The following is a 19351-nucleotide window of genomic DNA, read 5'->3' as shown; positions in this document are numbered from 1 at the left end:
CATGAGCTGGTTTAATAAAATGTTCAGCCTGTTTTTAGGCGATGATGAAGATAATGAAAAACAAAAAAAGCACATAGATGAGTTTGAGGCGGATTCATTTATAGAGAAAGACGAAGAAATGCCGCAAATTTCCGACGCAAAAGTCGTATATGAATATCCAAAAGGGAAATTCCGCTTCCCGGTTATACCTGATCAAAACTCGCGGCCGCGGGAAAAGGATGACAGCCGCGAACAAAGGACCCGCCGCCCGGCAAGCCGGCACACAGCTTCTCAGCCGAAACCCGGAAATTCCTATCATCATGAAGAGAAAGCGGCGAAAAAACCCTTTAGGCCGTCCGTCATCCCGTCACCGGTTTACGGCTTTCATGAACAGAAAAGAGCCAAACCGGAAAATTATACATATCGTGCAAACAAACAAATGGAAGCGCGTGTCACGCTGTTTAACGAAGAAATTGAAAAAGAGCAGAAGGTTGCCGGAAATAAGCAGCCGGTACGAGAAGAATCTTCCTTGCAAACTGAAAAGAACGGCCGTCCGCTGACTAAAAGCGAGAGTCGCAATCCGACATGGCGAGCCGAATTTGAAGATGTCCCGCATATGTCGGAGGAAACGGATTTCCGCCGAGAGCAAATCACAGAAGGTGGCGAAGCCGCTGAAGAAAAAGCGCTGCGGCATGAATCCGAACGAACGGAAACCCCTGTCTCAACACGTACTCCGGAAGAAACGGAAATCCGCCAAGAGCGAATGACAGAAGACTCTGGGCTCGCCGAAGAGAAAGCGCTGCGGCATGAATCCGAACGAACGGAAACCCCTGTCTCAACACATACTCCGGAAGAAACGGAAATCCGCCAAGAGCGAATGACAGAAGGCGGCGGGCTTGCCGAAGAGAAAGCGCTGCGGTATGAAGCTGAAGAAGAGACAGCCACCGCATCATGGAACATAACGGAAGAAGAAGCAATTCCCGCCGAGCAAACGCCGGAACAAATCGAAAAGCTTTTGGATCAGATCGAGGAAACCGGAGAAGAGAAGGAAACTGCAGAGGATGCAGAAACCATCGTAGAAGAACATGGGGAGACTAACGGCTCGGACGAAATGCTGCCTGACCCGGAAGCTTCAATTCCAGAAAAGCAGTACACTGGCCGCAGTTCTGAAGTATCCGACCAGAGCGATGGTCCTTCCGATAACAAAAACCGGACAGATTCCAACACGCCGGCTGACGCTCGTGAAGAAACAAGCGGAAGCAGCCAGGCTGGCTGGAGACATGAGCATGCATCATTTTCACCGGAACCGGAAGAGACAGCGTCAAGCGCGGGTGAACCCGAAAACAGCGAACAGGACCGGGAGAGTACAGGGACAGTTGAGGGGCGGCCTGAGGCTCCGCGGAAACGGGAAACAGGAGCTGCTCCGGGATCGAAGAAAGGCTCTGTTCCGTTTAATGTCATGATGCTTTCATCAGATAAACAAAAAGAAAAAGCGCCTCAAGGATATCAGTTCCCGAATATGTCTTTGCTTGATGTGCCTCCGGCGCAAAAGCAGGATGATCAGGCCTGGATACACGAGCAGCGCGAGCTGTTGGACGTCACGCTTGAGAACTTCAATGTCAAAGCAAATGTCGTTCATGTCACCCAGGGGCCTTCTGTGACAAGATTTGAGGTGCATCCTGAACCCGGAGTGAAAGTCAACAAAATTACAAATCTGTCAGATGATATTAAACTCAGCCTGTCAGCGAAAGATATTCGGATCGAAGCGCCGATTCCGGGAAAAAATACGATCGGAATTGAAGTGCCGAATCTGCATAGTAAAATGGTTTATTTGCGCGAAATGATCAGAAGTTCGGAATTCAGAACGAATCCGTCCCCTCTGACCGCAGCCCTCGGACTCGACATTTCCGGAAAGCCCGTCGTGGCAGATCTGAAAAAAATGCCCCACGGGTTGATTGCCGGGGCTACGGGATCAGGGAAAAGCGTATGCATCAACACGATCTTAGTCAGTCTGCTATTCAAATCGGCGCCGAGGGATGTCAAGCTTCTGCTTATCGATCCTAAGATGGTGGAGCTTGCTCCGTATAATAAAATTCCTCATCTCGTCAGTCCTGTCATCACAGATGCCAAAGCGGCAACTGCTGCATTAAAATGGGTTGTCGAAGAAATGGAGCGGCGCTATGAATTATTTGCCCATTCCGGTGTTCGGGAAATTGAACGATTTAATGAAAAGGTCCGGGAACAGAACATGGGTGAAAAACTTCCTTATCTTGTTGTCGTGATTGATGAACTTGCCGACTTAATGATGGTCGCTCCGAATGAAGTGGAAGAAAGCATCTGCCGAATCGCACAAAAAGCAAGAGCGTGCGGCATCCATCTTCTGATCGCGACGCAGCGGCCTTCAGTTGATGTCATTACCGGCTTGATTAAAGCCAATATACCAACAAGAATAGCGTTTTCTGTATCAAGCGCCGTCGATTCAAGAACGATTATCGATATGGCGGGAGCTGAAAAGCTGCTTGGAAAAGGGGATATGCTGTTCCTGGAGAACGGTTCAGGCAAACCGGTCCGCCTGCAGGGCAACTTTGTTTCCGACCGGGAGATTGACCGTGTCGTTTCACATGTCAGACGGCAGCAGGAGCCGAACTATTTATTTGAACAAGAACAATTGGTCAGACAAAATCCGGCCGGATTTGATCAGGATGAACTGTTTCTGGAAGCGTGCGAATTTGCCGTGGAACAAAACAGCGCCAGCACTTCAAGCCTGCAGCGGCGCTTTCGCATCGGCTATAACAGAGCTGCCAGATTAATCGATATGATGGAAAGGGAAGGCATGATTTCTGAGGCGAAAGGAAGTAAGCCGAGAGAAGTCCTGATTACAAAGGCCGAGCTGGAACAGTTAATAGAAAGTAGTTCACTTTTCGGCTAAACATGGTATGATAGCAGATGGGCGTGTTTTTTTTAGAGCGCCGCATATTAAAGCGCCGGCAGCGGCGTTTTAATCCGTTTTTAAGAGCACTTCCGTGAAAGGGTTCAAAAAAATCCTTTACGCAGGAGGTTTATTCACTCTTGAAAATGTCTGATACTGAATATAATGATGACTTTGAAGAAAACGATGCGGCCGAGCTTAGGTTGCAAATTGAAATAAGCGTCATATACTGGGAAGCAGATAGACGTTTGTTGGAGGTACAATTATGACTGTTTATCATTTTGTCGGAATAAAAGGGACAGGTATGAGTCCGCTTGCCCAAATTCTCCATGATAATGGATATAATGTCCAAGGATCGGATATCGAAAAGTACATTTTTACACAAACCGCTTTAGAGGAGAGAAATATCCCGATATATCCGTTTGATCCGGAAAATATCAAGCCGGGAATGATTGTTATTGCCGGAAATGCTTTTCCCGACACCCATCCTGAAATTGAAAAAGCGCGAGCCGAAGGCCTGCAAGTCGTGCGGTATCATAAATTCCTCGGTGACTATCTGAAGAAATTTACGAGTATTGCCGTGACAGGGGCACATGGCAAAACGTCAACGACGGGTCTTTTATCCCATGTCATCCAGAAAGCAAAACCGACATCTTATCTGATTGGAGACGGGACTGGAAAAGGCTGCGAAAACAGCGAGTACTTTGTGCTTGAAGCCTGTGAATACAGAAGGCATTTTCTGAGCTATCAGCCTGATTATGCGATTATGACAAATATTGATTTTGATCATCCCGATTATTTCGCGAATATCGATGATGTATTTGACGCATTTCAAACGATGGCATTACAGGTGAACAAGGGAATTATCGCATGCGGCGACGACGAATATTTGATGAAAATCCATGCGAACGTTCCAGTCGTATACTACGGCTTTGCCGAGGAAAACGATTTTCAGGCGAGAAATGTCATCAAAAATACCGAGGGCACAACGTTCGATGTTTTCGTCAGGAACACATTCTACGATACCTTCTATATACCGGCATACGGCAGCCATAACGTTCTGAACGCTTTGGCCGTTATCGCACTCTGCCATTATGAACAGGTCGATGTCGATATCATTAAAGAAGGATTGCAAACCTTTGGCGGCGTTAAACGCAGATTTAACGAAAAACATGCCGGCAGCCAAGTGTTGATTGACGATTATGCCCATCATCCGACTGAAATCACGGTGACGATTGAAGCAGCCAGACAGAAGTATCCGGAACGGGACATTGTCGCAGTATTTCAACCGCATACATTTACGCGTACGCAGTCGTTCCTGAATGAGTTTGCCGAAAGCCTCAAGAAAGCCGATTATGTATATCTTTGCGATATATTCGGATCTGCCCGGGAAAATGCAGGAAAGCTGACGATCGGCGATTTGCAGGAGAAAATCCCGCAGGCGAAGCTGATCGATGAAAATGACACATCGATTTTAAAGGAGCATGAAAATGCAGTGTTAATTTTCATGGGCGCAGGTGACATTCAAAAGTATTTAAAAGCATATGAAAATGTATTAGCATAATGAGAAAAAGGCAGTGTGAGTCAATCCGCTGCTTTTTTGTACATATGGAGCCGGGAGTTTCTGTTAAAGGAATTCTCTCGTGCGTGTAGAAAAAGTAAATATAAAGGTTTACGATTTAAACAATTGGGTATACATCAATTGTAAGACCTTAGCTCGAGGAGGATAAGATGATTATTATTCTATATTTAAGCGCCGCACTCATCGCTGTCAGCTTTCTTATTCTGGTTATCTATTTATCAAAAACATTAAAATCGCTTCAAGTCACACTCAATCATGTTGCCGCAACGTTGGAAGGTGTTGAAGGACAAATGAAAGGCATCACAGCTGAAACAACGGAGCTCCTGAATAAGACGAATCGGCTCGCTGATGATATTCAGGAAAAATCTTTGAAGCTGAATACGGTCGTGGATGCCGTTCAGGAAGTCGGCACATCGGTCAGGCAGTTTAACAGCTCCATTCAGCAGGTTTCAGAGTCCGTTACATCAGCCGCAGAGCAAAACCGTGAAAAAATTTCTCAAGTTGTCAGCTGGAGCAATGCAGCTTTGGAAATTTGGAATAGATGGAAACAAAAGAAGATGAAGGAGGAATAATTTATGAGTAAAGATGGAATGAATACTAAGGATTTTTTAATCGGCACGTTTGTAGGCGGAATCATCGGGGCAGCAGCAGCTTTATTTTTAGCACCGAAGTCAGGGAAAGAGCTTCGCGATGACCTCGGAAATCAGGCTGTCGTTTTAAAAGATAAGACCGGAAAGCTCACAAGCGAAGCGAGGGAGAGAGGTTCTGAGTACGTCAGCATCGCCAAAGAGAAGACATCTTCGATTTCACAGCTTGTTGCCGACCAGTCTTCACAGATCATGGATAAAGTCAAAGACTTGCGAAACAAAGGTGCTGAAAAAGCTGATGAACTAAAGGAAGAAGCATCGACTAAAATCGAAGAACAGGCTGAAGAAGCCAAAAATGAAATAGAAGATGAAGCAAGGGAAACAGCGGATACCGTCCAGAAATAATGGAGGAAAGGGAGATCACCGTGTCGAAACAGCTCATTCAAACAGAGGATGAATTTAAAAAGCTTGCAGAAAACAACGATACATTTATCTTTTTGAAACATAGTGTGACATGCCCGATCAGCAGGCGCGCGTTTGAAGAATTTGAATCATTCGCCAATCAGCATGAAGACATACCGGCTTATTATCTAAAAGTGCAGGAAAGCCGACCGCTGTCAAACTATATCGCTGAGCAGTACGGAATTAAACACGAAAGTCCTCAAGCCTTCATTTTTACAAACGGGAACGTGAAATGGCACGCCTCCCATTCGCAAATTACAGCTCAAGCACTTGCGGAAAACAGCAGATAATCCGCAGGTAAAAACGGCCAAGACGTATAGCGTTTTGGCCGTTTTCTATGTTGTTATGATGCTTTTGCCTCATGGAAATGCCTTTTTAGGAAAATGTATCGTTTGATCTATGGTTGTACGTTATAATTAATAAAACAGGAGGTGATGAGTTGAACACTGAATTAAAGGACATGCTTCAATCCGTTCTAAAAGAAGAATTGAGTCCGATCAATCAGCGTCTTGATGGAATCGACAAGCGCTTAGACAAAATCGACGCACGCTTCGCTGAGATCGACAAGCGCTTCGATGAAGTGGACGCACGTTTCGTTGAAGTAGATAAGCGCTTTAACGCAATCGACAAGCGCTTCAAAGAAATAGACGGGCGCTTAAACAAAGTAGAAAACCGCTTAAACGCAATGGACAAGCGGCTGAATCGGCTTGAAACAGATATAGATGAACTGAAAAGAGGACAGGAGAGGCTCCCGAAAACGATCATCGAGAACATCGGACAATTTACGGAGAACATTGTCGAACATGCCGATGATAAGGCGGCTGCCTTGAATGACAGGGTTTTTAGCGTCGAAACCGCAATACAGAGAATATACAGGTTATCAAGTTAAAGAATCAAACAGGATTCTTTTTTTTTTATTCTTCCGACAAACACCCGCACAGCAAGGGATAAACTGCATATAATGCTTTATCGCTTAAAAGCGTTTTGGTAATAAAGAATTTTTTCGTGACATTTTAAGAAACATTGTTTATAATAAACCCTAATCAATTGAATCATTCTTATTCTCATAGAGGGTGAAGTTAAAAAGAAAGGATGGATAACATGAGCAACACTGAACTTGATTTGCTGAGGCAGCAGGCGAATGAATTAAACTTGCAAATATTAAAGCTGATTAATGAGCGAGGAAGAATCGTTCAGGAGATTGGAAAAGCGAAGGAAGCGCAAGGCATCAACCGCTACGATCCAGTCAGAGAAAGAGCGATGCTGAACGAAATTATTGAAAATAATGACGGACCGTTTGAAAACTCGACGATCCAGCATATTTTCAAAGAGATTTTCAAAGCTGGACTTGAGCTTCAGGAAGACGATCACAGCAAAGCACTGCTCGTTTCCCGCAAGAAAAAGCCTGAAAATACGATCGTTGATTTGAAAGGCGAAAAGATCGGCGACGGAGAACAAAGATTTATCGTCGGTCCGTGTGCAGTTGAAAGCTATGAGCAAGTAGCCGAAGTTGCAGCCGCAGCTAAAAAGCAAGGCTTGAAACTGCTTCGCGGCGGAGCCTTCAAACCCCGTACAAGCCCGTACGACTTCCAAGGCCTCGGTGTTGAAGGCCTGCAAATCTTAAAGCGTGTTGCTGATGAGTATGATCTTGCCGTCATCAGTGAGATCGTGAATCCGCAGCATATTGAAGAAGCCATTGATTACATTGATGTTATCCAAATCGGCGCCCGCAACATGCAAAACTTCGAGCTCTTAAAAGCCGCCGGTTCAGTGAAGAAGCCGGTTCTGCTAAAGCGCGGACTTGCCGCAACGCTGAAGGAATTCATCAATGCAGCGGAGTACATCATGTCACAGGGCAATGATCAAATCATCCTTTGCGAACGCGGAATCAGAACGTATGAGACAGCGACTAGAAATACGCTTGATATCTCAGCTGTGCCGATCCTGAAGCAGGAAACTCACCTTCCTGTATTCGTGGATGTCACTCATTCTACCGGACGCCGCGACTTGCTGCTTCCGACAGCAAAAGCAGCGCTTGCGATCGGAGCTGACGGCGTCATGGCCGAAGTCCACCCTGATCCTTCTGTCGCGCTTTCCGACTCTGCTCAGCAAATGGATATCCCGACATTTGAAAAATGGTTAAATGAACTGAAGCCGCTCGTTCAAGTAAAAGCATAAGATTCGTTTATGGACCGCTTTCGAGCGGTCCTTTTTTTAGTTGTCATCAAAAATTGTCGAAAAAATGTCTTATTTTTAATTAAAAAGCTGTTTATTCTTATTTAAATTAATTATAAAAATAAAGGGAACGTTTTCATATTAGGTAAAACCGTGTATAATTTCAGAGAGCCCCTTTTGTTTTGGCAGGTTATGAAAAATAATGTAAACTTGAGTTCTGTTTATTTTACATAAAGTTTTACATTTTGACATTTCTCTACATGAAAATGTTTATGCTATAGGAAAAGAAAAGTGTACCCAGTTGAAGGAGTGGTAAAAATGAGTAATGTGACAATATATGATGTAGCACGCGAAGCAAATGTAAGTATGGCAACCGTTTCCAGGGTTGTGAACGGAAATCCGAACGTCAAGCCGACGACGAGAAAGAAGGTGCTTGAAGCCATCGAGCGTCTTGGCTATCGTCCAAATGCCGTGGCAAGGGGCCTTGCAAGCAAAAAGACGACGACTGTCGGCGTGATCATTCCCGATATTTCCAGCATCTTTTATTCAGAGCTGGCGAGGGGAATCGAAGATATCGCAACGATGTACAAGTACAATATTATTTTGAGCAACTCCGACCAGAATATGGACAAAGAACTTCATCTTTTGAATACGATGCTAGGAAAACAAGTTGACGGTATCGTCTTTATGAGCGGAAATGTCACTGAAGAGCATGTGGAGGAGTTTAAGCGGTCACCAGTTCCGATCGTGCTTGCGGCATCTGTTGAAGAAAAAGGGGAAACGCCGTCGGTTGCGATCGATTATGAACAGGCGATTTATGATGCGGCTACCATGCTGATTGAAAAAGGCCATAAGCGCCTTGCGTTTGTATCAGGACCTATGACTGAGCCGGTCAATCAAGCGAAAAAACTTCAAGGCTTTAAAAGAGCGCTTGAGGATAAGGGGCTGACATTTAAAGAAGAGTATGTCGCAGAAGGCGATTATACGTACGATTCAGGAATGGAAGCGCTGGAGGCGCTAATGAAGCTGGATGAAAAACCGACGGCCGTCCTGTCAGCGACAGACGAAATGGCACTCGGCGTTATTCACGCAGCACAGGATAAAGGACTGGCTATTCCGGATGACCTTGAAGTGATCGGCTTTGACAATACAAGGCTTTCATTAATGGTTCGACCGCAGCTGTCGACTGTCGTCCAGCCGACGTATGATATCGGTGCCGTAGCGATGAGACTTCTGACAAAGCTGATGAACAAAGAGGAAGTCGAAGAGCATATTGTCCAGCTGCCGCATCGCATTGAACTCAGACAATCAACAAAATGATCATGATTAAATAAACGAGAAAGAAAGCAAGTGTTCACAGCTTTTTTCGTGAATTGCTTGCTTTCTTTTCCTTGAGCTGGAGAGATTATGAAAAAATGAAACGATTTGATTATCTGACACCGGTCGGTTTGATTTTGGGTATTTTCATTTTAGTAATCGGCGTTGTCTCTGGAGCGGGGCTTTCCGGTTTTTATTCGTTTATCGATTTGACGTCTTTCTTTATCGTGACGGGCGGATTGTGTGCAGCTGTTTTCATCAGCTTTTCCCCGAAAGATTTAAAAAGAGCGCCGGCTGTGCTGAAGCAGGTCTTTATTTCGGAAGAAGACGATGTACGCGACTTGGTCAAAACCTTTGTCAGCCTGTCTGAACAGGCGCGCAAACAAGGAATTTTATCATTGGACGCCAATATCAATGAAATGAAAGACCCGTTTTTGAAAAAAGGTCTGCTTCTTGCCATCGACGGATGGGACGAGGAGACGATCCGTAATGTGATGAACTCGGAAATCGCCGCGATGGAAGAAAGGCACAGAAAGGGAAGAAGAATCTTTGAAAAAGCGGGGGAATTTGCCCCTGCATGGGGAATGATCGGAACCCTTGTCGGACTCGTCATGATGCTCAAAAACCTGAACAAGCCGGAAACGCTCGGTCCGAATATGGCGATCGCCCTTTTGACGACGCTTTACGGATCCCTTTTAGCCAACATGCTGTTTATACCGATCGCCGCAAAGCTTGAAGAAAAGACTGAGAATGAAATCTTTAAGAAGCAGGTCATGATCGAAGGCATCATCGGCATCCAGTCGGGAAGAAATCCGCGAAATCTGGAAAGCCAGCTTGTCGTTTTCAGTTCAAAAGAAGAATGGGCAAAAAAGCGGGCGGATCATATAAAACAAAAGGACAGGGCTCATGAAGCTTAGACATGAACGAAGAAAGCGCGAGCAGGGTCGCAAATCGTCAAACTGGATCATCACGTTTTCGGATTTGATTACGCTCATCCTCGTGTTCTTTATTTTACTGTTTTCGATGTCGCAAATCGATTTAAACAAATTTAAAGCAGCAGTCGGTTCATTTCAAGACAGGGCCGACGACAAATCCGCCGCAGAGCTGAAAAAAGAAAACGCGGACGATCAGAAGGCTGAAAAAACGGCTAAAAGCCAAGAAGATTTATTAAAGAAAATCAACGACTATATTGAAAAAAATGAACTGTCAAGTTTGATAGCGGCCAAGCGTGATGAACGGGGCATCATCCTCGTCCTTCAGGAAGCGGTTTTGTTTGATTCGGGAAAAGCGGATCTGAAAGACCAGGCTCACCCGCTTTTGCATAAAATCGCCGTCCTTCTCAAATCAGTGTCCAACCCGATCCGTGTGGAGGGGCATACGGACAGCCGCCCGATTTCGACTTACCGTTTTCCATCCAATTGGGAGCTTTCTGCGGCAAGGGCGAGCACTGTGATCGGCTACTTTACGTCGAAAGAAAAGCTCGACTCTTCACGTTTTCTTGCCATCGGTTATGCCGATACAAAACCGGTCAAGGACAACCGCACAGAGAGCCATATGAAGGAAAACAGGCGCGTTGAAATTGTCATCGCAAAAAAATAAATGAGAAGAAAGCAAGGTCTTGCATAAAAGCAAGGCCTTTTCTGTACGCCGGGATTTTTCGCATTAAGTGGCGCGCTTGGCAGAGCGAATCGGATAAAGAGCTTTGGCAACGGTTTGGGCGTTTTTTTTCCGTTATTTCGGATTTTCTTGGAATCGAAGGATACAAATCTGCCGGGTCGGACCAGTTGGCAGGAAGTCGGACAGATGCCTGCTTCCCCCACTTTTTCAGCCATTTTTCAGGCATCTTATCCTCAGGTTTCATTCCTTTCATTTCAAGCCAGATTCTTGCCCATGCCCTCGGTACGACGCGCCAAATGTCGTACCCGCCTCCGCCGACAGCGATCCATCTTCCGTTGCAATAGGTGTGTGCAAGTTCGTGAGCGAGCTTTGGAATCTCTTCGTAAATCTTCATCGTCGTGCACAAGTGTGTCAGCGGATCGTAGTAATGCGCGTCAGCTCCGTTTTGCGACAAAATAACGTCCGGTTTGAAAAACTCGGCTATTTCAGAAACAGCCGTCCGGTAGGATTCAAGAAAAGACTCATCTTCTGTGAAGGCATCGAGCGGGATATTAAAAGCGTAGCCGTAGCCTTCGCCATGACCTCTTTCCTGTACTTGCCCCGTTCCCGGGAAAAGGTAGCGGCCGGTTTCATGAATCGAGACGGTACACACGGAAGGATCATCATAGAACGTAAACTGCACCCCGTCGCCGTGATGGGCGTCCGTATCAATATATAAAACCTTCGCATGATATTTTTTCTGCAAATATCGTATCACAACTGAACTGTCGTTATAGACGCAAAATCCTGAAGCTCTTCCTCTGAATCCGTGGTGAAGCCCGCCTCCGAGATTGAGGGCGTGTCTTGCTTTGCCCGTCATGACATAGTCTGCAGCTGTCAGTGTTCCGCCCACCAAAAGGGAGGCGGCTTCGTGCATCCCGGCAAAGACAGGGGTATCTTCTGTTCCAAGCCCGTAGTTTTCGCTTTCGGCTGCCGGGAGTTTTCCCGCCCCTGCAAGCTGGACGGCCTTGATATAATCGCCTGTGTGAACAAGGGCGAGCTCGGCTTCTGTCGCTATGCGCGGAGCAATCGTTTCTCCCGGTTCAAATGCGCCGACTGTATTCAAAAGATCGTATGTTACATAGACTCGCAGCTGATTAAACGGGTGATCTTGATGAAATTGATAGGTTTGGTAAGAGGGAGAAAAAATAAATACGCTGTCCTTCATGGCAAATCCCTTTGAACAGCCGGCCAAAGAACCTGATACCCTTTGGACTTCACGTCTTTGATGATAGAGGCGGGATTCATTGTTTGAACGCGAAACACGAGTATTTTCGAATCATCTTCATCACCGGGATATACGAGCACGCTCAATATGGCGATTTGGCGCCTGCTGAAAATGGCGCTGATATCAGCGAGGCTACGGGCGATATGATCGGTTTTGATTTCGATTTGGGAGCCTGGAAAATGGGCTCCTGTCAGCTGGACGAACGTATGCAGCAAATCGGATTTTGTCACAATGCCGACAAGCTTCCCGTTTTTTACGATCGGGAGGCAGCCGATTTCGTGTTCGAAAAAAATAGCTGATATTTCTTCGGCAAAATCAAGCGGGTGACCGGTGATCACTTCTTTTGACATAATCAGTTCCACCGGCTTTTTTAAATCTTCGTCAGATCTGTTTTGGGCAAAAATACTCGGACTTGCTGTTTTGACGTCCCTGTCCGTGACGATGCCTATGACCGTTCCCCGTTCATTGATGACGGGAAGGTGTTTAATATGAAATGTTCGCATGCGTTTGATCGCTTCTTCAATCGTATCCGTTCTGGAAAGTGTCACAACATCCCGTTTCATGATTTTTTCAACAATCATATTCAGGTCCCCTTTGCTCCCTTAATACATAAAACGATTGTGGAATCTGAGTCTGTCAAAACGCTCGATCGACTCCTGACTGACCTCTTTTCCGATGCGGGCCATTAAACAGTTGGCGGGATGGGAGCTGATTTCCGGATCGTCTGTCGCAAACCAGACAAGCCCTCCGGCATTCATCATTTTCTCCATCATCTTTCTGTATTCCCAAACATCTTTATTAGTCCCCTTTAGATCCCAATGCCAGTAATATTCAGTCGTGATGATGATATATTTTTCCATCTGTGGATCCATCATGCTGACCGCAAGCAGCGTCTTCCCGACAGAGTGACCCCTGAACGCCGGAATGACTTCGATGGCTCCAAGCTCAATTAAATTTTCCATGTTTCCTTCAGACCATCTTTCAAGCGGGTCTGGATAAACATATGTCACATAGCCGACAATGGTTTGCCGGAAACGGGCGATGATGATCCGTCCTTCGGGAAGCCCTGCGATTTCGATTAATGCTTCATGTTGTTTTTGAGATGGGCGAAAGGCTGTAAGCTCGTTGTGAAATTCATATTGTGCGAGTTTTTCGGGACTGATAGGGCCCTCTATCAGCACGGAGCCTTTCTCGGTCTGCAATTCTTTGGCATGATAAGTTTTGTGATGGTCCACGTATCCACCGCCTTACATCTTAGTTGAAGTCTTTTATACATAACATACCAAAATATTAAGCGTTTTCATAGGATGGAAGAGTATTTTTTAAAAATTGAGAAAATAAAAAATCTATACTATAATATATTTTGATGAGCGAACAAAGGGGGATGGGCATGGAATTGAAAGCGTTGCCAGCAGAAAAGGGAAACTACAACTTGAAAGACTATAATGAAGCATACCGGACATTTGACTGGAAGGATGCCGAAAAACATTTTTCATGGCACAAAACGGGAAAAATCAATGCAGCTTATGAAGCGATCGACCGCCACGCTGAGTCAAATTTGAAAAATAAAGTGGCATTTTACTACAAAGATCCGGTCCGCGAAGAAAAGTACACCTTCAGAGAGATGAAAAATGAAACGAATAAAGCCGGGAATGTCTTAAAGCAGCATGCCAATGTGGGAAAGGGAGACCGTGTGTTTGTTTTTATGCCGAGATCACCCGAGCTTTATTTTATTCTTCTCGGCGCTGTCAAATTGGGAGCGATCGTCGGGCCGTTGTTTGAAGCATTTATGGAAGGCGCTGTCAAAGACAGGCTTTTAAACAGCGGAGCGAAGGTTATCGTGACGACGCCGGAATTGCTTGAACGGGTGCCGGCCGGCGAACTTCCGGATCTTGAATCAATCATTGTCGTTGGAGAAGGCGTAAAGGAAGAAGGGTCTGTCATCGATTATTACGCGAAAGCGGCTGAAGCAGATACTGATCTTGAGATTGAATGGATGGATCAGGAAGACGGGATGCTGCTTCACTATACATCGGGTTCGACCGGCGCGCCAAAAGGGGTTCTCCACGTCCACAAAGCAATGATTCAGCATTATCAAACAGCCAAATGGGTTCTTGATCTGCACGACGATGACATTTATTGGTGCACGGCTGATCCAGGCTGGGTTACCGGAACGGTCTACGGGATCTTCGGTCCGTGGCTGAATGGAGCAACGAATGTTGTCGTAGGCGGCAGATTCAGTCCCGAAGCATGGTACGAAACGATTGAAAAAATGGAAGTGACGGTATGGTACAGCGCGCCAACGGCTTTTCGGATGCTGATGGGTGCTGGCGACGATCTCGTGAACAAATATAATCTGAGCTCATTACGGCATATTTTAAGCGTAGGGGAGCCGTTAAATCCTGAAGTCATCAGATGGGGGCATAAAGTCTTCAGCAACCGGATTCATGATACATGGTGGATGACCGAAACAGGAGCGCAGCTCATCTGCAATTACCCGTGCATGGAAATTAAACCGGGATCGATGGGCAAGCCGATTCCAGGCGTAGAGGCTGCAATCGTCGATCACCAGGGAAATGAACTGCCTCCTTACAGAATGGGGAATCTCGCCATTAAAAAAGGCTGGCCGTCGATGATGCATTCGATCTGGAACAATCCTGAAAAATACAGCTCCTATTTTATGCCGGGGGATTGGTATGTGTCAGGAGATTCCGCCTACATGGATGAAGACGGATACTTCTGGTTCCAGGGAAGGATCGACGATGTCATCATGACATCGGGCGAGCGCGTCGGCCCGTTTGAAGTCGAAAGCAAGCTTGTTGAGCATCAAGCTGTCGCTGAAGCAGGCGTCATCGGCAAACCGGATCCCGTCCGCGGTGAAATTATTAAAGCGTTCATCGCCTTGAGGGACGGTTATGAACCGTCAGATTCGTTAAAAGAAGAAATCAGGCAGTTCGTGAAACAAGGTTTGGCCGCACACGCCGCGCCAAGGGAAATCGAATTCAAAGATAAACTGCCGAAAACAAGAAGCGGAAAGATCATGAGACGCGTCCTGAAAGCTTGGGAGCTGAACCTTCCGGCAGGCGATCTCTCATCGATGGAAGACTGATGTCTCATTGACAATGCAAAAATATTATGTTAAAAAAGATTTAGTCGAATATTCAAAAGGTGAAGACTGAGATCAGTAAAACGCATCCTTCCCTGTCTTAGAGAGCTGATGGCCGGTGAAAATCAGCACATATGGATGGTTTGAATTACACTCACGAACCGCTTTTGCGAAAAAAGCCTCCCGGGCTTTGTGTAGCAGAAGAACGGAAGCTTTTCCGTTATCATTGAGAGTGAAAAGAGCGCGGCCATGCGTTCTTTTAAGCAGGGTGGTACCGCGATTTTTATCGTCCCTTCGTTTTTGCGAAGGGGCGTTTTATTTTTGGAAAAAAGGAGCTAAATGATGATGACACACTTACTTGATGATTTGTCCTTCAGGGGACTGATTCAGCAGCAAACCGATGAAGCAGGCTTGAGAGAACTGCTGGATAAAGAAAAAATCAGCTTATACTCCGGATTTGATCCGACAGCTGACAGTCTGCATATCGGACACCTGTTGCCGATATTAATGCTTCGCCGCTTTCAGCTGGCCGGACATCGTCCGATTGCGCTCGTAGGCGGAGCGACGGGCCTGATCGGCGATCCGAGCGGAAAGAAAGCGGAGCGCACGCTGAACAATGAAGAAATCGTCCGCGAATGGTCGCAGAAAATCAAAAACCAGCTTTCGCGTTTCCTGGATTTTGAAGCTGAAAAAAATCCGGCGATTATGGCGAACAACTATGACTGGATCGGCAAAATGAACGTCATTGATTTCCTGCGCGATGTCGGCAAAAACTTCGGAATCAATTACATGCTTGCCAAAGATACGGTAAGTTCCAGAATCGAGACGGGCATATCTTATACTGAATTCAGCTACATGATCCTACAGTCTCTCGATTTCTTGAATTTGTACAGAAACCAGGAATGCAAGCTGCAGATCGGCGGAAGCGACCAGTGGGGCAATATCACGTCAGGCCTCGAGCTTATCCGCAAATCTGAAGAGAATGCAAAAGCTTTCGGATTGACGATTCCGCTTGTGACAAAAGCAGACGGCACGAAGTTCGGAAAAACGGAAGGCGGCGCGATCTGGCTTGATAAAGAGAAGACGTCGGCATATGAGTTTTATCAGTTCTGGATCAATACCGACGACAGGGATGTCGTGAAATACTTGAAATACTTCACTTTCTTGTCCAAAGAAGAAATTGAAGATCTCGCTGAAAAAGCAGAGACGGCGCCTGAAAAACGCGAAGCGCAAAAGCGCCTCGCCGAAGAAGTGACCGTTCTTGTACACGGCCGTGAAGCGTTTGAGCAGGCTGTCAACATCTCAAAAGCACTCTTCAGCGGAGATATTAAACAGCTGACTGCTGAAGAAGTGAAGGTCGGCTTTAAAGGGGTTCCTTCCATGGAACTTGAGAAAGCGGATGAACTGCCTCTTGTTGAGGTGCTCGTCCAATCCAAGCTGTCTCCGTCTAAACGCCAGGCGCGCGAAGATATCACAAACGGCGCGGTATACGTTAACGGCGAGCGCCGCACCGATGTTGCGGACGTCCTCACCGGCGACGACCGCATCGAAGGACAGTTTACCGTCATTCGCCGCGGTAAAAAGAAATACTTCCTGCTGACTTATAAATAATCAAAAAGCTCTTGCCAAACGGCAAGGGTTTTTTTGTGTCCGTATGTTTCATGTATGTTCATTCAGGAAATGTCAAAAATATAGATGTAATAGGTAGAGCATTTCCATCGTTGAAGAGGGAGGAATGTAGCATGAACCTGTTCATTGCAGCCAAAGAAAAGTTTATGGAAGATTACAACAAGCAGCTGGAAACGGAACGAAAACAAGAGGTGCAGCAGTCGGCTGACGGATACAATCAATTGAATCAGACGGAAAATGCAGCAAAGCGGCTGAAGTAGAGGGTCTTTAGGGCCCTCTTTTTTATGAAAAAAGCGGACGGCGGATTCTTCACACGCCCGTTTTATTAATAACGATCGACAGTTTATAATTTGCATGATGGTTTAAGTCTGTTAAAAATTGATCCAACAGTTGATTAGACGGAAACTTGCATTCGAGAAGATAACAGCCGTCCCCGCTGATTTTATAGTTTTGAATGATGTATTTCTGCTGTGCTTTGATAAACGAAAGATAAGGCTTATGATAAGTGCTTTTTGTATAGATATTGATAAAAGCGTGAATAAAACACCCGAGTTTGTCTTGATTCACTTTTATGGTATAACCTTCAATCACTCCTTGATCCTCTAATTTTGCAACCCTTGAGGAAGCCGCCTGCCCTGTCAAATGAACTTTCTCTCCTAATTCCTTCATGGTCATCCGGCTGTTTTTTGATAATTCCTCTATGATTTGCCTGTCTGTATGATCCAGCATTTCATCAAATCCTCTCAAAAGAACGTTTTTCAAAAATCAAGTCAAATGCTAAAAAGACTTGACTATATCTATTTAAATGATGATCGGTCATAGTATAAACTAATCGTAAATAAAAGGAAAGGCATGATAACCATGGATATTCAACAAATTCGAAATGCAACATTAACCGTTAAATATGCTGGCAAAACATTTTTAATAGATCCGATGCTGGCTGAGAAAGGCACTTATCCTCCTTTTCCGAACTCAGCAAGACAAGATCAAAACAACCCTTTAGTCACCTTGCCTGTGCCAACCGACGAGCTCGTCAAGAATACCGACGCAGTCATCGTCACTCATCTGCATTTAGATCACTTTGACGATGCTGCCAAAGATCTGTTGCCGAAAGAAATCAAACTGTTTGTCCAAAATGAAGCAGATGCTGAGGAAGTGAGAAAAGCAGGTTTTCAAAATACAGTGGTTTTAACAAAAGATACGGTGTTTGAGGGGATTCAATTAATCAAGACAAAAGGCGAGCATGGACGAGGAGAGATAAAAAAGCTTGCCGGAGAAGTGTGCGGCGTTGTCTTCAAGCACTCAAAGGAGAAAACGCTGTATGTAGCAGGGGATACGGTTTGGTATGAAGGTGTCCGGGAAGAAATCGCTGCGCATCAGCCGGACATCATAGTCGTTAACGGAGGAGACAATCAATTCTTTGAAGGAGGGTCTCTCGTCATGGGGAAAGAGGATATTGCTGAAGTCTATCAAGCCGCTCCTGACGCCACAATCATTTCCAGTCATATGGAAGCTGTCAACCATTGGACTTTATCACGGGAAGAATTGAAGAGTTTCATTCAGGAAAAAGGAATGTCTTCACGTGTTTTTGTGCCGGATGACGGCGAATCTTACACATTTTAATATATGACAGGTCAAAGCCGTAAAAAACAGACAGTGAATTTCTGTCTGTTTTTTTGACTTCTTCTTAGAGAACAAAGATCAATGCCTCCGGCGGGATTCGAACCCGCACTCCTCTCGTAAGCATAGGCTAGGGGAGAACACGCTTCCCTACGGACTTTCACCGACAGGAATTCCACCTGTCTCAGCTATTTGCTTTTCGGTGCTTCTGAAACCCTTGCCTTGCGACCCGTTCCTACAATGTTTTACGGCGCTCTTCCCTTCTAGAGCTACAGAGGCGAAATGGATGATTCATATTATACAGAAGCAATGGTGAAATGAGAACTGAAATTTTGAAAAGGAACAAGCTCAAATTTCAATTAAAAAAATGTTCCTCTAAGATGACTTGGGAGCATCCTTCAAGTAAATGGTCGATAATGATATTTTATGGTATAATTCATATGTTTTTCGCAAATTTATAGATTTGACAATGGAGGAACTTGTATGAAGTGGTTTTGGAAAGGCTTGAGGAATTATGCGAATTTTGAAGGGAGAGCAAGACGAAAGGAATATTGGTTGTTTCATTTGTTTAACGGTATCATATGTTTTATTTTATTTATCTTAACAGTAATGATCGTAAGTTTATTTATTTCAGGAATCATGACAGCGGAAGGATATGATGGATATCAAGTAGGATATATCATCGGGTATGGCGGTGGATTCCTCGGGTACGTCCTGATCTTAATTTATCAGTTGGCTGTTTTGGTGCCTTCTTTGGCTGTCAATGTCCGCAGGCTGCATGATACCGGAAGAAGCGGCTGGTGGATTTTAATTGGCTTGTTGCCGATTATCGGTGCTGTCATTCTGCTGATTTTTTACTGTCAGGCTGGCGAAACAAAAGAAAATCAATATGGACCAGATCCAAAAGTAAATGTATCGTAAATTGCACCCCAATTGTTAGACAATCATCTGGCGATTGGGGTTTTTTATAGTCTGAAGAAGACCGAAGGGGAACGACTGTTAACTTGATTTTTAATGAGAGATGCCCGTATTTCCGATGATTGTTTGGCATATCAATTTCAGTGACGATTCAAGATGGTTT

18 protein-coding genes, 1 pseudogene and 1 other annotated feature are annotated in these 19351 nt (G+C 45.3%); of the genes and pseudogenes, 15 read left to right on the top strand and 4 right to left on the bottom strand.

The features are described from left to right. The first annotated feature begins 1 nt into the window (after window position 1). The 10 genes from M1D67_RS16330 (at window position 2) to motS (ending at window position 10630) form a co-directional block, all read left to right on the top strand. A complete protein-coding gene (locus M1D67_RS16330) occupies window positions 2-2908 on the top strand; it encodes a DNA translocase FtsK (RefSeq protein WP_479831392.1) in 2907 nt (968 codons plus the stop codon). A gap of 265 nt (window positions 2909-3173) precedes the next feature. Beyond that, window positions 3174-4472 (top strand): UDP-N-acetylmuramate--L-alanine ligase, encoded by a 1299-nt coding sequence (murC, locus tag M1D67_RS16325; protein ID WP_023855512.1) that lies wholly within the window; start codon window positions 3174-3176, stop codon window positions 4470-4472. 167 nt (window positions 4473-4639) lie between these two features. Next, complete coding sequence (locus tag M1D67_RS16320; protein ID WP_020452609.1) at window positions 4640-5062, top strand: DUF948 domain-containing protein; 423 nt, start codon at window positions 4640-4642, stop codon at window positions 5060-5062. A 3-nt stretch (window positions 5063-5065) separates the two neighbouring features. Then, window positions 5066-5482 carry a YtxH domain-containing protein gene (locus tag M1D67_RS16315; protein WP_020452608.1) on the top strand — a complete coding sequence of 139 codons (417 nt, stop codon included), beginning with the start codon at window positions 5066-5068 and terminating at the stop codon, window positions 5480-5482. Between the two features lie 20 nt (window positions 5483-5502). After that, window positions 5503-5829, top strand: coding sequence for a bacillithiol system redox-active protein YtxJ (gene ytxJ / locus M1D67_RS16310; RefSeq protein ID WP_020452607.1), 327 nt, complete (start codon window positions 5503-5505; stop codon window positions 5827-5829). Between the two features lie 149 nt (window positions 5830-5978). Next, window positions 5979-6428, top strand: a complete 450-nt coding sequence (locus M1D67_RS16305) for a hypothetical protein (protein WP_458117524.1) — start codon at window positions 5979-5981, stop codon at window positions 6426-6428. A gap of 212 nt (window positions 6429-6640) precedes the next feature. Beyond that, a complete protein-coding gene (locus M1D67_RS16300; RefSeq protein ID WP_003184447.1) occupies window positions 6641-7717 on the top strand; it encodes a bifunctional 3-deoxy-7-phosphoheptulonate synthase/chorismate mutase in 1077 nt (358 codons plus the stop codon). Between the two features lie 315 nt (window positions 7718-8032). Then, window positions 8033-9034, top strand: coding sequence for a catabolite control protein A (gene ccpA / locus M1D67_RS16295; protein ID WP_020452605.1), 1002 nt, complete (start codon window positions 8033-8035; stop codon window positions 9032-9034). A 95-nt stretch (window positions 9035-9129) separates the two neighbouring features. After that, window positions 9130-9948 carry a flagellar motor protein MotP gene (gene motP, locus M1D67_RS16290; protein WP_020452604.1) on the top strand — a complete coding sequence of 273 codons (819 nt, stop codon included), beginning with the start codon at window positions 9130-9132 and terminating at the stop codon, window positions 9946-9948. Continuing rightward, a complete protein-coding gene (gene motS, locus M1D67_RS16285; protein WP_144499106.1) occupies window positions 9938-10630 on the top strand; it encodes a flagellar motor protein MotS in 693 nt (230 codons plus the stop codon). Before motP ends, motS begins: the two co-directional genes overlap by 11 nt. A 63-nt stretch (window positions 10631-10693) precedes the next feature. Here motS and M1D67_RS16280 read toward each other — a convergent pair. From M1D67_RS16280 to M1D67_RS16270, 3 genes and pseudogenes are all read right to left on the bottom strand, one after another. Beyond that, window positions 10694-11855 (bottom strand): annotated as a pseudogene (locus M1D67_RS16280) (acetoin utilization protein AcuC). Beyond that, window positions 11852-12496, bottom strand: coding sequence for an acetoin utilization AcuB family protein (locus M1D67_RS16275; RefSeq protein WP_020452601.1), 645 nt, complete (start codon window positions 12494-12496; stop codon window positions 11852-11854). The pseudogene M1D67_RS16280 and the gene M1D67_RS16275 overlap by 4 nt, the downstream one beginning before the upstream one ends. A 21-nt stretch (window positions 12497-12517) precedes the next feature. Beyond that, on the bottom strand, window positions 12518-13150 hold the full coding sequence (locus tag M1D67_RS16270) for a GNAT family N-acetyltransferase (RefSeq protein WP_020452600.1): 633 nt from the start codon (window positions 13148-13150) through the stop codon (window positions 12518-12520). A 155-nt stretch (window positions 13151-13305) separates the two neighbouring features. On the opposite strand from M1D67_RS16270, the gene acsA reads away from it, so the two are divergent. From acsA to M1D67_RS16255, 3 genes are all read left to right on the top strand, one after another. Beyond that, window positions 13306-15024: an acetate--CoA ligase gene (gene acsA / locus M1D67_RS16265; RefSeq protein WP_458117523.1), complete on the top strand. Its 1719-nt coding sequence runs from the start codon at window positions 13306-13308 to the stop codon at window positions 15022-15024. A gap of 53 nt (window positions 15025-15077) precedes the next feature. Then, window positions 15078-15318, top strand: a binding site (T-box leader). Window positions 15319-15366: 48 nt separating this feature from the next. Then, a complete protein-coding gene (tyrS, locus tag M1D67_RS16260) occupies window positions 15367-16632 on the top strand; it encodes a tyrosine--tRNA ligase (protein ID WP_023855507.1) in 1266 nt (421 codons plus the stop codon). Window positions 16633-16763: 131 nt separating this feature from the next. Next, window positions 16764-16910, top strand: a complete 147-nt coding sequence (locus M1D67_RS16255; protein ID WP_165688280.1) for a hypothetical protein — start codon at window positions 16764-16766, stop codon at window positions 16908-16910. A gap of 49 nt (window positions 16911-16959) precedes the next feature. Here M1D67_RS16255 and M1D67_RS16250 read toward each other — a convergent pair whose 3' ends face one another. Further along, complete coding sequence (locus M1D67_RS16250) at window positions 16960-17379, bottom strand: Lrp/AsnC family transcriptional regulator (protein ID WP_144499104.1); 420 nt, start codon at window positions 17377-17379, stop codon at window positions 16960-16962. Between the two features lie 132 nt (window positions 17380-17511). Between M1D67_RS16250 and M1D67_RS16245 the strand changes: the two genes are divergently transcribed. Together M1D67_RS16245 and M1D67_RS16240 are read left to right on the top strand one after the other, a co-directional pair. Further along, window positions 17512-18273 (top strand): MBL fold metallo-hydrolase, encoded by a 762-nt coding sequence (locus tag M1D67_RS16245; RefSeq protein ID WP_186439855.1) that lies wholly within the window; start codon window positions 17512-17514, stop codon window positions 18271-18273. Between the two features lie 480 nt (window positions 18274-18753). Next, the gene (locus M1D67_RS16240) at window positions 18754-19191 is read left to right on the top strand and encodes a DUF805 domain-containing protein (protein ID WP_026579070.1); all 438 of its coding nucleotides are present in this window, start codon (window positions 18754-18756) and stop codon (window positions 19189-19191) included. Window positions 19192-19351: the final 160 nt, after the last annotated feature.

This window comes from Bacillus sp. PK6-025 (assembly GCF_056530265.1).
This window is presented reverse-complemented; position numbering and strand designations above follow the sequence as displayed.